The following is a 13180-nucleotide window of genomic DNA, read 5'->3' as shown; positions in this document are numbered from 1 at the left end:
GGACCGGTGGGCGCCGCTGTGGCATCTGGCCACTGCGACCGGGATGCGTCGCGGCGAGCTGATGGGGCTGCGGTGGTGCGACGTCGACCTCGAGGCGGGCATCGTCTCGGTCGAGCGGTCCTCGACGCAGGTGGACCGTCGGCGGGTCACCACGACCCCGAAGAACCACGAACGACGCAAGATCGGCGTCGACGAGCAGACCGTCGCCATGCTTCGCGGCTGGCGTACGACGCAGGCGGCTGAGCGGCTCGCGATCGGGCCGGCCTACCTCGACGAGGAGGGCCTGGTGTTCACGTGGCCGGACGGCGCACCGGTGCTGCCGGACTTCGTCACCAAGGTTTGGGTCAAGGTGCAGCGGACGATCGGCGAGCGGCTGGCGGCCGTCGAGCTGGCGCCGCTGCCGCGGTTGACGGTTCACGAGTTGCGACACAGCCACGCGACGATCTTGCTGCGGGCCGGCGTGCCGGTGCACATTGTGGCCAAGCGGCTCGGGCACAAGGACCCGTCGGTGACGCTGAACGTGTACGCCGACGTGATCCCCGACGACGACACGTCCGCGGTTGACGTCTTCTCGAGGGCGGTGTGGGGCGCATGAGCGATGTGGATGCAGTGACCCTCAAGGCGGTCGAGGACCTGGCCGGGGGAAAGATCGCCGACTCCGCAACAGCGATCGAGCGGATGACGCAGCTGATGCGGATCGCCCCACCGCAGGTCGTGTTGATGAGCCTCACCAGCCACGCGGCGTCGTTGCTCAAGATGCTGGCTGCGCGGGAGGGCCGCACCGTTGACGAGGCAGCCAAGCGGTACCGAGAGAACGACACGCTCGCCCGCTTCGAGGTGGACCTCCAGGAGGGTGACGACGATGACCGTTAGCAGATTCGTAGCAAGTCCGGGCAGCGGCCTCGTGGTCGCATCTTGGGCCACCGGGTCTGACCTGCGGCGATTCTGTAGGGCGGGTGGGGCTCGAACCCACGACCCAGGGATTATGAGTCCCTTGCTCTGACCGACTGAGCTACCGCCCCGCCGCACATTGTGCACGTCGAGGTCGCCCTCGGTTCGGCGCGGTGACGCGTCACCGGGTTGAATGTCCTGCGATGGACACGGCATCGAGTGGCACGACGCAGACGCGGACCGAGGGATCGGACGCCTCGCCACCGAGCCGCGAGTGGGTCTGGATGCTGCGGGTGCTCGCGGTCGTCGTCGTGTTCGGGGCCATCGCGATCGCCCGATCGCGTCAGGTCGACGTACCGTTCCACGACCCGCACGGGAAGCTGTTCCAGCACAAGATCCTGAGCACGGCCATGGCCCTCCTGGTCTTCGTGCTCATCGACATCCTGGTGCGCTGGCTTCGCGGTCGCCGGGCCGGGATCTCGCTGTGGCAGGCGGCGCGCACCCGGTGGACGTCGTACCGGATCGGCATGATCGCCCTCTCGCTGGTGGCCTACCAGGTCGTCTACCTGTGCTACCGCAACCTCAAGAGCTGGGACGTCTTCCTCACGCCACAGGACGACCTGCTGCAGCGCTGGGACACGTGGCTCTTCTTCGGCCACTCCCCGGCCGTGCTGCTGCACGACCTCCTCGGACAGGACTTCGCGGCGCGGTTCCTCACCGACTGGTACGAGGCGTTCTCCACGCTCGTCACGCTCGCTCTGGTCGCCGCGATGGCGTTCACACCGACCGTGCGATCAGCGTTCGTCTTCGTCGTCTCCGCGATGTGGGCGTGGATCCTCGGCGTGGGCTCGTACTACCTGATCCCCTCCCTGGGGCCGTTCCACATCGCCCCCGACGAGTTCGCCGGTCTCACCCGGACGTCGATCCAGAAGACACAGACGGCGTACGTCGCCCAGCGGGAGCACCTGCTCGCACACCCGCAGGCGCACGACGCGTTCGCGCAGATCTCGGCGTTCGCCAGCCTGCACTGTGGGCTCACCTTCCTGGTGGTGCTGATGGCGCGCTACTACGGCCTCCGCCGGCTCTCGTGGGTCGCCTCCGTGTTCCTGGCCGGCACCTTGGTGGCCACGGTCTACCTCGGCTGGCACTTCGCGGTCGACGACATCGCCGGACTGGTGCTCGCCTGGCTCGCGGTGCAGCTCGGAAAGCTGACCGTCCTCGGTTCGTGGCGAATCCCACGAGACCCATCCCTCACGTCCTAGAATCCGGCCAGCGTCACAGGCCGCGACGGAGGGGTCCGGTGAAGAACTTCCTATTCATCCTCGTCATCATCTGGTTCATCTTCGGTGCCAGCGCGGCGAACGACCGCGGGTTCTTCGACTCCGGGGCGAACCGTGACTGCACGTTCGTCGGCAGCGGCCTGCTGACGATCATCGCGGGTCCCCTCAGCTACGCCGGGATCCACCCGAAGGCGAACTGCTGACCCGACCCGCTCGGTGGGCTTGGGCGCTCGGGGACTGTCGAGCCGGCCCATGACACGGCATGCTCGGGTGTCATGGACAAGCCACCACCGCTCGAACCGCTGCCCGAGGATTGGACGCGCGCGCTCGCCGTCGTGGCGCACCCGGACGACATGGAGTTCGGCTCCGCGGCCGCGGTCGCCCGCTGGACCGGCCAGGGCAAGGAGGTCGTGTACTGCATGGTGACCTCCGGCGAGGCCGGCATCGACTCGATGGAGCCCGAGAAGACGCGCACCGTCCGTGAGGCCGAGGAGATCGAGTCGGCGCGGATCGTCGGCGTCTCTCAGGTGGAGTTCCTGCACCAGCCCGACGGAGTGCTCGAGTACGGCGTGCCGTTGCGGCGCGAGATCTGTGCGGTCGTGCGCAAGCACCGGCCCGAGATCGTGATCACCGGCAACTTCCACCCGACCTTCGGCGGCCGGATGCTCAACCAGGCCGACCACATCGCCACCGGACGCGCGGTGCTCGACGCGGTGCGCGACGCGGGCAACCGGTGGGTCTTCAACGACCAGCTGGTCGACGGCCTCGAGCCGTGGGGCGGGGTCAAGGCGGTCTGGGTCGGCGGGTCGTGGGAGGCGCAGCACGGCGTCGACACCACCGACACCTTCGACAAGGGGGTCGCCTCGCTGGCCGCCCACGCGGCGTACATCGAGGGCCTCGGTTGGGAGAACTGGGATCCGCGGGAGTTCCTCGAGGGCTTCGGCCGGCAGACCGGGCAGCGGATGGGGGTGGCGTTCGCGACGGCGTTCGAGGTCTTCCCGATGGGCTGGGAGGACTGATGCCCTTCCTCACCTCCGACCCGGCCGTGTCGCTCGACGGGTTCATCGCCGGGCCCGGACAGGATCTCGAACACCCGCTCGGCATCGGCGGCGAGGGGCTGCACCGGTGGCACTGGGAGCAGACGGAGGAGAACGCCGCCGAGATCGAGGCGATCTGCTCCGCGGGGGCCTACATCATGGGCCGGAACATGTTCGGCCCCGACCGCGGCGAGTGGGACCTCACCTGGAAGGGCTGGTGGGGCGACGACCCGCCGTACCACGCGCCGGTCTACGTGCTCACCCACTACGAGCGCGATCCGGTCGAGATGCAGGGCGGGACCACGTTCCACTTCGTCACCGGTGGGCCGGAGGAGGCGCTGCGGCTGGCGACCGATGCGGCCGGCGACGGACACATCTCCATCGCCGGGGGTGCGTCGACGATCAACCAGTACCTCCGCGCCGGCCACATCGACGAGCTGAGGCTCCACGTGGCGCCGATCGTGCTCGGATCGGGCGAGGCCCTGTTCCGCGATCTCGGCGGGCTCTCGTTCGAGGTCGCGTCGTCGCGTTCGACTTCGCTGGTCACCCACGTGACGCTGCGGCGTACGCGCGGCTAGGGTGCGTCTCTCAATTCGGCGCCGTCGCGAGCGGGATTTCGCGCCGATCTGGCAAGGCGGAGGCGCGAAGGCGGGCTGGTTGCCCGTCGAGCCCCGACAACGCCGCCAGATCGGATGCGAAAGCCCGCGTAGCAGGCGCTTCCGAATTGGGAGACGTGCCCTAGATGCGGTCCTCGTCCTGCTCGATCTGCTCCTGCTCCCGGACCGCCGCGCAGCGAGCGTCCGCGCCCGCTGCACCTCGCCTCCGGCTGTCCAGCTCGCGCAGCTGACGACCGCGGCCGTACACGATCAGGTTGTCGTCGGCGCGGATCACGGTGTCACCGGTGGGCGCACCCAGGTAGCGACCGTCGGCCCGGGTCACGCCCAGGACCACGATGCCCTCGTCACGGAGGCCGAGATCCGCCAGCGACCGGTCGGCCACCCAGTCCCCGGGCTCGACCGCGAGCTCCTGGACGGTGTAGTCACCTGAGAGCTCCAAGAGGCCGCCGAGGTCGCGGACCTGCAGGTCGGTGTGCCGGTGCAGGACTCGACCGGTCCAGTCGGTGAGCTTGCGATCCACCCAGCGGCTCCGCGAGAGGAGCACCAACACGATCAGGCCCACGCCGAGCTCGGCGATCCGCCATCCCGCCGCCCCGGATGCGCGGCCCTGGAAGCCGAGGATCGCGGAGCTGGCCGCGCCCACGATGCCCACGTTGCCGAGCAGCATCAGGACGCCGATCACGCGCCGCCGCACCGGGTGACGGACGACTTGTTCTGACTCGCTCGTCGTGAACCCCGAACCGGTCAGAGCCGACCGGGCCTGGAACCGGGCGACGTGGTGGGCCGTGCCGGTGGCCACCAGGGCGACGGTCGCCACGCGCGTCACGATCAACGACAGGGCGACGATCAGCAGCAGCGAAGCGATGGCGACCACGAGAACGACGTACCCAGCACCCCCCACGACTTGCCGCCACGGGCCCCCTTGCTTGACCCGCTCCGGGTTCGGTGGAAGTTTTGCCGTCTGCGCCAAGCACGATCTCGGGAGGGTGCTGATGATGGATCGACGTAGGTTCCTGGCCGCATCGGCCGCCGTCACGGCGACAGCGGCAGTTCCGTCGCTTGCCGGGCCGGCGTTCGCAGCCGGGCAGGTCACCGTCACGACGTCCGGCGGTCGGACGCTGCCGGAGCTGATCCCTGACGGCGGCCCGGTTCTGCACTTCGGGAGCCCCCTGCAGGCCGGGCTCGTTCCGGAGTACGCCGACCGGATCCCGGCCGACGCGGCGGCCGGGTTGCAGCCCGGCACCGGAGTGAACGGGCACCCCGTCTACCCGGGCGAGGTGGTGATCGCCGGGCGGAACGGCGTGGTCGCCGAGTACGCCGCGGCCGGATACAACCTGCGCTACGCCGACGAGCAGGGCGACGAGCTGCCCCATGACCAGTGGATTCCGACCACGCTGGACACGATCTACGACCTGGCCTCCCTGTCGAAGCTGTTCACCTCGACGGTCGCCGTGCAGCTGATCCAAGAGGGCCGGCTGGCCCTGGATGACAAGGTCGTGAGGTACCTGCCCGCGTTCGACAACAACGGCAAGGGCGACATCACGATCCTGCAGCTGCTCACGCACACCTCCGGGCTACCGCCCGACCCGAGCCCGGCGCTGTGGACGTACCCGACCATGGCCGAGCGGGTCGACGCGGTGATGACCACGGTCCCCCAGGCCCCGGCGGGCACGCGGTACATCTACTCCGACCTCAGCATGATCACCCTGCAGTTCGTGGCGGAGGCGATCACCGGCCAGACCCTGGACATGCTGGTCCGCGACCGGATCACGTCGCCGCTCGGCATGCACGACACGATGTACAACCCGCCCGCCTCGCTGAAGCCACGGATCGCCGCCGAGGAGTACCAACAGGTGCCGGACCGCGGCCTGGTCTGGGGTGAGGTGCACGACGAGAACGCCTGGGCGTTGGGCGGGGTCGCCGGCCACGCCGGCCTCTTCTCCACCGCACGCGACATGGCCGTCTTCTGCCAGGTCTTCCTGAACGGCGGCCGGTACGGCAGCGCGCGGATCCTGTCCCGAGCCTCGGTGATCTCGATGCTCACGAACTACAACCAGGCGTTCCCCGGCGACGAGCACGGCCTGGGATGGGAGCTCTACCAGCACTGGGAGGAGGGCGCGCTGGCGACGCCGTACTCCGGCGGTCACACCGGTTTCACCGGGACGTCCATCGCAGTCGACCCCACGACGCAGTCCTTCGTGGTGCTGCTGACCAACGCGGTCCATCCCAGCCGGCACTGGGGCACGACGAACCCGGAGCGCCGCCAGGTGGCCTACGACCTGGCCCGCGCGACCGCAGTGCAGCCGGCGACCGACAGCCGCGAGTGGTACGGCGGAATGGCCGACCGGACCACCAACAGCCTGGTCCTGCCCATCACGCTTCCCGCCGCCGCCAGTCTGGCGTTCGAGCTCTGGTACGACACCGAGCCGGGATACGACTTCTTCTACCTCGAGGCCTCCAGCGACGGCGGCACGACCTGGCAGCCGGTGCCCTTCAGGATCCGGGGCGACCGCCTCGACGTGAGCACACCGGGCAGAGTGAGCGGCTATCAAGGCCGGCAGTGGCTACAGGCGACCGCCGGTCTCGACGGGTTGACCGGCCCGGTACAGCTGCGCTGGCGCTACACCACCGACTCGCTCTACCACGGCCGCGGGGTCTACGTGGACGCCATCCGGATCACCGCCGGGCCGACGCTGATCTACGACGACCGAACGGGACAGGATGCTGCGAAGCTCGTCCGCCGAGGATTCATCGAGACCCGCGACTGACAACCACACCTACTCGGAGGTACTCGCATGGTCCGCCCGATCCAGCGCCGCAGCCTGCTGCGCACCGCTCTCACCGCCGCCGGGGCGGGTGCCCTCGCCTCGGCTGCCCCACCGGCCCTCGCAGACGGTCAGGCCACGGCAGCGACCGGTCCTCGGGGCGCCGGCGGGGTGCTCACCGGTTTCGACAATCTCGCCCTCGACGGCTATCAGCTGGTGTCCGGTCAGCGGGTGGGACTGATCTCCAACCCCACCGGCATCGTCAGGGACCTGCGGCACGAGGTCGACGTCATGGCCGCCGACCACCGGGTCGACCTGGTGGCGGCCTTCGGGCCCGAGCACGGCTTCCGCGGCAGCGCGCAGGCCGGCGGCTCCGAGGGAACCTACGTCGACCCGCGGGCCGGCGTTCCGGTCTACGACACCTACGGCAAGACCCCGGCGCAGATCGCCGACTTCTTCCGCGCGGCAGACGTCGAGACAGTGATGTTCGACATCCAGGACGTCGGCGCCCGGTTCTACACCTACATCTGGACGATGTACGACTGCATGGTCGCCGCGTCGCTGGCCGGTGTCCGGTTCGTGGTGCTCGACCGGCCGAACCCGATCAGCGCGACAGCGGCGTACGGGCCGGTGATGCACCCCGAGTACGCCAGCTTCGTCGGCCGCAAGCCCATCTCCCAGCAGCACGGCATGACCGTGGGCGAGCTGGCCGGCCTGTTCAACGGCGAGTTCCTGCCCGAGGACTCCGACGCGAACGGCGCGGTCGACCTCGCCGTGTCGCCGGTCAAGCGCTGGCAGCGTTCCATGTACGGCGAGGAGACCGGACAGCCATGGGTGATGCCGTCCCCCAACATGCCTCGCATCGAGACCGCGGTCGTCTACCCGGGTACCTGCCTGTTCGAGGCCACGAACCTCTCCGAGGGCCGGGGCACGACGCGGCCGTTCGAGCTCATCGGGGCGCCGTACGTCGACTATCACTGGGCCGAGGCGCTCGACGAGCGCGGGCTGTCCGGCGTCGCCTTCCGCGAGGCCTACTTCGCGCCGACGACGTCCAAGTACGTCGGCCAGACGTGCGGGGGCGTCCAGCTGCACGTCGGCGACCGGGACGAGCTCGACGCGATCCGGACCGCGATCACCATGATCGTCACCGCCCGCGACCTCTACCCCGGCGACTTCGCCTGGCGGGAGACCACCGCGCCGTTCTGGATCGACCGGCTCACCGGCTCCGACCAGGTCCGGCGGGCGATCGACGGAGGCGCAGACCCCGACGAGGTGGTCGCCGGCTGGCAGGACGAGCTGGCTGCGTTCCGTGCGGTGCGGGAGCGGTACCTGCTCTATCCGGCCTAGATCCCGGTTGGGTGGCTCCCCCGGTTGGACTCGAACCAACAACCCTTCGTTGCCGCCTCGTGTGCGACAAGCCATAGACGGATCTGGATGACTGACGCCGATAATGGGGGTCTGACCTGGGCAAATGCTCATTTCCACTGTCTGACGTCCACGATCGCTGACGAACGTCTGCGTGAGTTTTCGGCCTGTTCTTGGACACCTTCGAGTCGTCAGGCTGGGGCCCGCGGCCCCGGGTCCCAGCTGCATCTACCGCCCAGCCCGCGTCCCCGCCTGGGCTGGACCGTGGGCTCTCCCGAGGGAACCGTCGTCAGGGTCAGGACTCGGAGTTGCTGCGTCGTTGTTCGCGGATGTAGCGGCGGAGGTCGCCGACGGTGGTGACGAGGTGGCGGCCGATCTTGAAGAACTCGGGGCCTTTGCCGGTCTGGCGCCACCAGCGCAGGGTGTTGATCGGAACTCTGAGGATGTCGGCAGCCTCGGACAGGGTCAGCAGCTCTTCTGCGTCGCGCTCGGGGAACGGGATCTGGTGGGCGATGGCACTCATGGTTTCCTCCGTGGTTGTGGCTGGTCCACCCCCATCAAGCGCGGTCCGAGGGTGGAGTGGACACCCGTCGCCGACAGTCCCTGGAGGGCCGGCGGGAACGGATGCCTCACCGGGTAGGTGCGCAGGGCTTCCCAACGAACCGGTCAAATACGCTCGATCGGGTATCAGAGTGGGTAGGGTGGGCGGATCCTCACCATCGACGACGGCGACTTCTACCTCCTGGAGGTGGCGCGGCGGGTCGTCGGCATGACCCAGGCCGAGCTGGCCCGCCGGGCCGGGACCTCGCAGGCCACGGTCTCGGCCTACGAACGCGGCTTGAAGACCCCGTCGGTGAAGGTCGCGGCCCGCCTGTTCGCGGTGCTGGGCTGTGAGCTCACTCTCCGAGCCAGGGTGACCTTCACCGAGCACCATCCGACCGGGATCGTGGCGTTCTGGGCGCCGAACCGGCTGTGGCGGGTCCCGACGCCGGACTGCTTCGCCACCCTCCGGGTCCCCGACCTGCTGGGCCACACCGAACAGGACGAATGGAACCTTAAAGATCCTGCCGACCGGCGCCGCGCCTATGAGATCCTGATCCGCCGCGGCCTGCCCCAGATGATGATCCGCTGGCTCGACGGCGGCTTCCTGGTCGACCTGTGGGACGACCTCAACCTGCCCGACCCCGTCCGCAACGCCTGGCAGCCCGCGATCCAGCATGCGACCCGAATCCACTCCAGCAACGTCTTCTCCTGGCACGGCAGCGACGAAGACCCCGAGACCGCCGACCTGGCCCGGATCACCTGGATGGAGTTCCTGCCCAAGCCACCTCCCCCACAACCGCGTCGACAACGCCGCACCCGCTTCGACCCACGCCCACCACCCGCACCGTGATGGTGACAGGGACTGGCTCATCAGAACCCGATGCCGGGGCCGCCGGCAGGTGACCGCGTCGGCGACGGCGGGTCCGGCGTCAACTGTTGCTGGTTCCGGCGCCGCCGCGCCTGCTCCCACCGCTCGAGCTCGGCCGGCGACACCGGTCTCCCCCGACGCGCGGGCACATAGGGCGCCGGCCGAGCCGGCCGAGCTGGTCGGGCCGGGGAGGCTGCAGGGGCTCCCGGGGCGTTGGGCCCGTACCGGTCGACCGCCTCGGCGGCGAGCCGCGCCGCATGGGCGGCTCCCAGGTCCGCGCGGTCGCGACCGAACACCTCGACCCACTGCCGCCGCGCCTCTTCCAGGGTGGGTGCGACCAGGTGGGCGGTGTTGCGGTCGTGGCCGCGGGTCATCCCGACGTAGGCCGACGAAGCGCCGGTATGGTCGCCGACCGATACGTGGGCCGAGGGCACGGTGGCGCCTTGGGCGCCGTAGGCGGTGGTTGCGTAGGCCAGCTCGACATGCTCCCGCACATACTCCGCGGGCAGGGTGCGTCGCCCCGCCTCCCCCACCACGGTCAGGCAACCTTGATCCGTGTCGGTGACCGTCCAGGTCTCCCGGTTGGCGACATCGGTGTCGGGGTCGTTGCGGCGGGTGGCGACCCGGTCCGCGACCCCGATCCGCTCCCCCGCCGAGGTCACCACACCCTCACCGGCATCCCTGTTGCCCCCGGGGTTCACCTCTCCGGTGAGGACTCGGACCTGGTGGGCCAGGCCGTTGATCCGCCCGACTTGTTCGCGGGTATCGGCGACCACCAGCTCCCCGAGACTCGCCCGGACCGCCAGGGCCTGCTGACGTTCGACCTCGCTGGCATGGACCACGACTTGCCCGCGTCGGACCAGTTCGTCGAACACCTCGCCGGGTTGGGTGGCGTGGCGCATCCGCAGCGACAGGTCGGCGTAGGCGGGGTCGGCGAAGCGTCGCACCTCGTCCAGGGTCAGGGTCCGGTCGGCGGCGTAGCGGGCGGCGAGGTCGAGCACTCCGCCGCGGCCGACCGCGGGCAGCTGGTGCCGGTCCCCGACCAGCCCGACGCGGGATCCGGTCTCGTCGGCCAGGATCAGCAGGGCGCGGGCGGTGTCCTGGTCGAGCATGCCCGCCTCGTCGACAACCAGGAGGTCGTCGGCCCGCAGCCGTGCGGCCAGGTCGGGCTGGCTGGGGACGCGTTCCCAGTGGCCGTCGTGGTCCCAGCGGAACCCGTGCTGGTACAGCAGCCACGCCACCGGATACGACGCGGCCCCGATCTGGGCTTCGGCGACCATGGCCGCCTTGCGTGTGGGTGTGACCACGACCATCCGGTGCCCCTGATCCAACGAGACGGCGCGGGCAGCGGCCAACATCGCCGTCTTCCCCGCCCCGGCCGCACCCTCCACGATCGTGATCCGACCGGTGCCGGTCAGGTGCGCCACCGCAGCAAGCTGGTCGACATCCAGACCCTTCAGTACCTCAGCCCGGCCGCGGAGCTCCCGCACGTGGGCCGGGAACGCCTCACCCTCGGCGCGAGCCGTGATCCCCTGGACCAGTTCGTGCTCGACCGCGAGTACCCGGGTCGAGGTCAACGCACGGACTTGCTCGGGCACATCCCCGCGACGCAGCAACCGTCGGGAGGCGGCGACCACCCGCGCGGTCAGGTCCTCGGCCAACTCACCCCGAACCCCCGGGTCGGTCACGATCCCGGCGGCCGCGATCAGCTTCTCCACCTCGCCGCGGGCATCGGCCGGGTTCCACGCCGACCGTCGGGCACCCAGCCGCGTCAGCGCGGTCTCAACCATGCCATCGCGGTCCAATGACCCCGGCCCCACAGCCACCACCCGCGCGGGGCTCTCTGGTCGGTCGGGCTCCCGGAATCCGAACTCGCGCAGCTCCTCGACCCACCGTGCCGTCAGCTCGGCGCCGTCCCTCGGGACCACCTTGTCCGGACGCGCTGTGGCCCAGGCCCGCCGGTCCCACACCTGCCGCAGCTTCGAGCCCGGCTCCTGGCCGGGATGTTCCGCCCGCCAGGCGGCCTCGTAGGAGTCGATCTGGGTCTCGATCTGTCGGGCCCGGGCACTGAACGCCCCCACGAACCCGGCCAACTCAAGAATCTCACCGGACTCCGGGTCGAGGGTGTAGCCGTGGGCGGCCAACACCGCCCGGAACCTGGGGTCGCACATGACGGCGGCGTGCCCGATCCCGTTGATCGCCTCCAGACTGTCCCGCACCCCGACCGTGTGCAGACCCCGCCACCGACCGGCCGCCCACACGCGGGCGTTGACCTGCAGGTGGAGGTGTCGGTGCGGGTCCCCTGCCCGGGATGTGTAATGCCGCACCACGGCTGCCTCGAGCTCCTCCACCGGCACCTGCACCTGCCGGCCCCGCGGCCCCACCCGGGTCGTGGCGTGCGAAGCCAGCCAAGCCACGATCTGGTGGGTGGCTCGGTCCTGGGCGGCGTCATACGCCGCCGCGATCTCCGGATCCACGGCTGCGGCCAGCGACCAGGTCTTCGGCCCGTTCACCGTCACCTCCACGAACCGGACCGCCTGGTCATCGGTCCGCAGCCGACCCTTCGGACGACCGGTCTCGAGGATGCGGCCGGCAACCCACCGCTCATAGGTCGGGCCGTCCATCGCCGGCATCTCGACGACCCCGTCTGGCATCGCGACCAGCCGTGCCGCCATCCCGGTGCCCTCGGCCAGGTAGTAGTCGTCGGCACGCGCCCGGTCTGCCTCCACATAGGCCCGCGCCGCGGCCGGGTTGCCGCGGTAGATCTTCAGCCCGCCATGCATCCCGAGAACACTCTCCTCGCGACCCTCGATAACCGTCAACAACCACAAACCCGCAGGTCAGCGGCCCCTTTCCTTACCGAACTTCGTAGCATGCGTGCCGCAGATTGAGGAGGGAGATGGGGGCCGGTTGGGGCAGGAGTTGAGGAACCGTTGACGGTTGGTAATGGGTGGAGGGGCGTGGATCTGAGAGGCAAGCTCAGCGGGCCAGAATTGGCGTCCAGCAAAGAGGTGTACGGATCCGGTGAGTGTGTCACTGCGTAACTGAGCGACGGGGCCATCGGTGATCCTTCGAGTGATTTCTCACAACCTTCTCGAAGAAGGACACCACGATAACCGTCACGCCCAGAATCGACGCTGCCCGTCTGCTCGAGGGCAGCTGGCCCAGGCGAGCCCGAATCTGTTGCACGAGCTGTTGAGCACCTTCATCAAAACGCTGATGTGGCCGAGGCCGACGCGGTGTGCGTGGCCGCCTGGGTCACCTTGTCCGAGGACCGGGTCAACAGCCGCAACGGCTATCGGGGTCGGGAGTTCGACACCCGGGCCAGTACCCCGGAGCTGGCCGTGCCCAAGCTGCGGCAGGGCTCCCCACTTCCCGGAGTAGCTGCTGGAGCGCAGGCAGCGTGCCGAGCGGGCCCTGACCTCGATGGTGGCGACCTGCTACCTGCTCGGTGTGAGCACCCAGCGGATGGACAAGCTGGTCCAGCACCTAGGCATCATCACGCTCAGCAAGTCGCAGGTCTCGCAGATGGCCAAGGACCCAGACCAGCAGATCGAAGAGTTCCGCATCCGCCGGCTGGAGGACGCCCGCCCGTTCACCTTTGTCGCCGCCGACGCCCTGGTGCTCAAGGTCCGCGAGGGCAAACGGCTGGGTTGGGGTGCACTGCCTGGTCGCCACCGGCGTCAACGCCGACGGCACCGCGGCGAGGGCGGCGCCGACCCGAATTGACATCCAGGTCGGCCCATGGGTGACCTGGACGCCACACGGGTCCCCTTTCACTCAAGAGCTTGACGGAGGGTCATCAATCTATTAG

Annotated in this window: 12 protein-coding genes, 1 tRNA gene and 1 pseudogene; 10 read left to right on the top strand and 4 right to left on the bottom strand. The window is 69.6% G+C overall.

The features are described 5' to 3' along the window. Together VGK78_RS06650 and VGK78_RS06645 are read left to right on the top strand one after the other, a co-directional pair. Positions 1-595, top strand: a 595-nt coding sequence (locus VGK78_RS06650) for a site-specific integrase (protein ID WP_331526752.1), incomplete at its 5' end; no start/stop codon positions are given. After that, entirely contained in the window at positions 592-873 is a 282-nt protein-coding gene (locus tag VGK78_RS06645) for a hypothetical protein (RefSeq protein WP_331526751.1), read from the top strand. The genes VGK78_RS06650 and VGK78_RS06645, both read left to right, overlap by 4 nt. Before the next feature lie 75 nt (positions 874-948). Here the strand turns inward: VGK78_RS06645 and VGK78_RS06640 are convergent. Continuing rightward, positions 949-1022, bottom strand: a tRNA-Ile gene (locus VGK78_RS06640). 72 nt (positions 1023-1094) lie between these two features. Here VGK78_RS06640 and VGK78_RS06635 point away from each other — a divergent pair. The 4 genes from VGK78_RS06635 to VGK78_RS06620 all read left to right on the top strand — a co-directional run bounded on the left by VGK78_RS06635 (position 1095) and on the right by VGK78_RS06620 (position 3786). Then, positions 1095-2153 carry a phosphatase PAP2 family protein gene (locus tag VGK78_RS06635; protein WP_331526750.1) on the top strand — a complete coding sequence of 353 codons (1059 nt, stop codon included), beginning with the start codon at positions 1095-1097 and terminating at the stop codon, positions 2151-2153. Between the two features lie 38 nt (positions 2154-2191). Continuing rightward, complete coding sequence (locus VGK78_RS06630; RefSeq protein WP_331526749.1) at positions 2192-2374, top strand: hypothetical protein; 183 nt, start codon at positions 2192-2194, stop codon at positions 2372-2374. Between the two features lie 72 nt (positions 2375-2446). After that, on the top strand, positions 2447-3190 hold the full coding sequence (locus tag VGK78_RS06625; protein ID WP_331526748.1) for a PIG-L deacetylase family protein: 744 nt from the start codon (positions 2447-2449) through the stop codon (positions 3188-3190). Beyond that, complete coding sequence (locus tag VGK78_RS06620) at positions 3190-3786, top strand: dihydrofolate reductase family protein (protein ID WP_331526747.1); 597 nt, start codon at positions 3190-3192, stop codon at positions 3784-3786. The genes VGK78_RS06625 and VGK78_RS06620 overlap by 1 nt, the downstream gene beginning before the upstream one ends. Before the next feature lie 160 nt (positions 3787-3946). On the opposite strand, the gene VGK78_RS06615 is transcribed toward VGK78_RS06620, so the two are convergent. Continuing rightward, complete coding sequence (locus VGK78_RS06615; protein ID WP_331526746.1) at positions 3947-4699, bottom strand: TrkA C-terminal domain-containing protein; 753 nt, start codon at positions 4697-4699, stop codon at positions 3947-3949. Between the two features lie 121 nt (positions 4700-4820). Between VGK78_RS06615 and VGK78_RS06610 the strand changes: the two genes are divergently transcribed. Beyond that, the gene (locus VGK78_RS06610) at positions 4821-6593 is read left to right on the top strand and encodes a serine hydrolase (protein WP_331526744.1); all 1773 of its coding nucleotides are present in this window, start codon (positions 4821-4823) and stop codon (positions 6591-6593) included. A gap of 27 nt (positions 6594-6620) precedes the next feature. Continuing rightward, positions 6621-7937: a DUF1343 domain-containing protein gene (locus tag VGK78_RS06605; RefSeq protein ID WP_331526742.1), complete on the top strand. Its 1317-nt coding sequence runs from the start codon at positions 6621-6623 to the stop codon at positions 7935-7937. A 313-nt stretch (positions 7938-8250) separates the two neighbouring features. Here VGK78_RS06605 and VGK78_RS06600 read toward each other — a convergent pair whose 3' ends face one another. Next, positions 8251-8478 carry a helix-turn-helix domain-containing protein gene (locus tag VGK78_RS06600; RefSeq protein WP_331526741.1) on the bottom strand — a complete coding sequence of 76 codons (228 nt, stop codon included), beginning with the start codon at positions 8476-8478 and terminating at the stop codon, positions 8251-8253. Between the two features lie 225 nt (positions 8479-8703). Here VGK78_RS06600 and VGK78_RS06595 point away from each other — a divergent pair, with 225 nt between their 5' ends. Next, positions 8704-9348, top strand: a complete 645-nt coding sequence (locus VGK78_RS06595) for a helix-turn-helix domain-containing protein (protein ID WP_331526740.1) — start codon at positions 8704-8706, stop codon at positions 9346-9348. 20 nt (positions 9349-9368) lie between these two features. On the opposite strand, the gene mobF is transcribed toward VGK78_RS06595, so the two are convergent. Beyond that, positions 9369-12149 (bottom strand): MobF family relaxase, encoded by a 2781-nt coding sequence (gene mobF / locus VGK78_RS06590; RefSeq protein ID WP_331526739.1) that lies wholly within the window; start codon positions 12147-12149, stop codon positions 9369-9371. Between the two features lie 329 nt (positions 12150-12478). Here mobF and VGK78_RS06585 point away from each other — a divergent pair. Further along, positions 12479-13063, top strand: a pseudogene (locus VGK78_RS06585) (transposase); the annotation flags it as partial. Between the last annotated feature and the right edge of the window lie 117 nt (positions 13064-13180).

This window comes from Nocardioides sp. (assembly GCF_036503465.1).
In the GTDB taxonomy this organism is placed as follows: Bacteria; Actinomycetota; Actinomycetes; order Propionibacteriales; family Nocardioidaceae; genus Nocardioides.
Note: the sequence above shows the minus strand (reverse complement) of the source record. Positions and strands in the feature narration are given on the sequence as shown.

Coding starts and splice junctions, on each gene's coding strand:
- VGK78_RS06645 (WP_331526751.1), top strand. CDS start 592: ATGAGCGATGTGGATGCAGTGACCCTCAAGGCGGTCGAGGACCTGGCC.
- VGK78_RS06635 (WP_331526750.1), top strand. CDS start 1,095: ATGGACACGGCATCGAGTGGCACGACGCAGACGCGGACCGAGGGATCG.
- VGK78_RS06625 (WP_331526748.1), top strand. CDS start 2,447: ATGGACAAGCCACCACCGCTCGAACCGCTGCCCGAGGATTGGACGCGC.
- VGK78_RS06620 (WP_331526747.1), top strand. CDS start 3,190: ATGCCCTTCCTCACCTCCGACCCGGCCGTGTCGCTCGACGGGTTCATC.
- VGK78_RS06610 (WP_331526744.1), top strand. CDS start 4,821: ATGGATCGACGTAGGTTCCTGGCCGCATCGGCCGCCGTCACGGCGACA.
- VGK78_RS06605 (WP_331526742.1), top strand. CDS start 6,621: ATGGTCCGCCCGATCCAGCGCCGCAGCCTGCTGCGCACCGCTCTCACC.
- VGK78_RS06600 (WP_331526741.1), bottom strand. CDS start 8,478: ATGAGTGCCATCGCCCACCAGATCCCGTTCCCCGAGCGCGACGCAGAA.
- mobF (WP_331526739.1), bottom strand. CDS start 12,149: ATGCATGGCGGGCTGAAGATCTACCGCGGCAACCCGGCCGCGGCGCGG.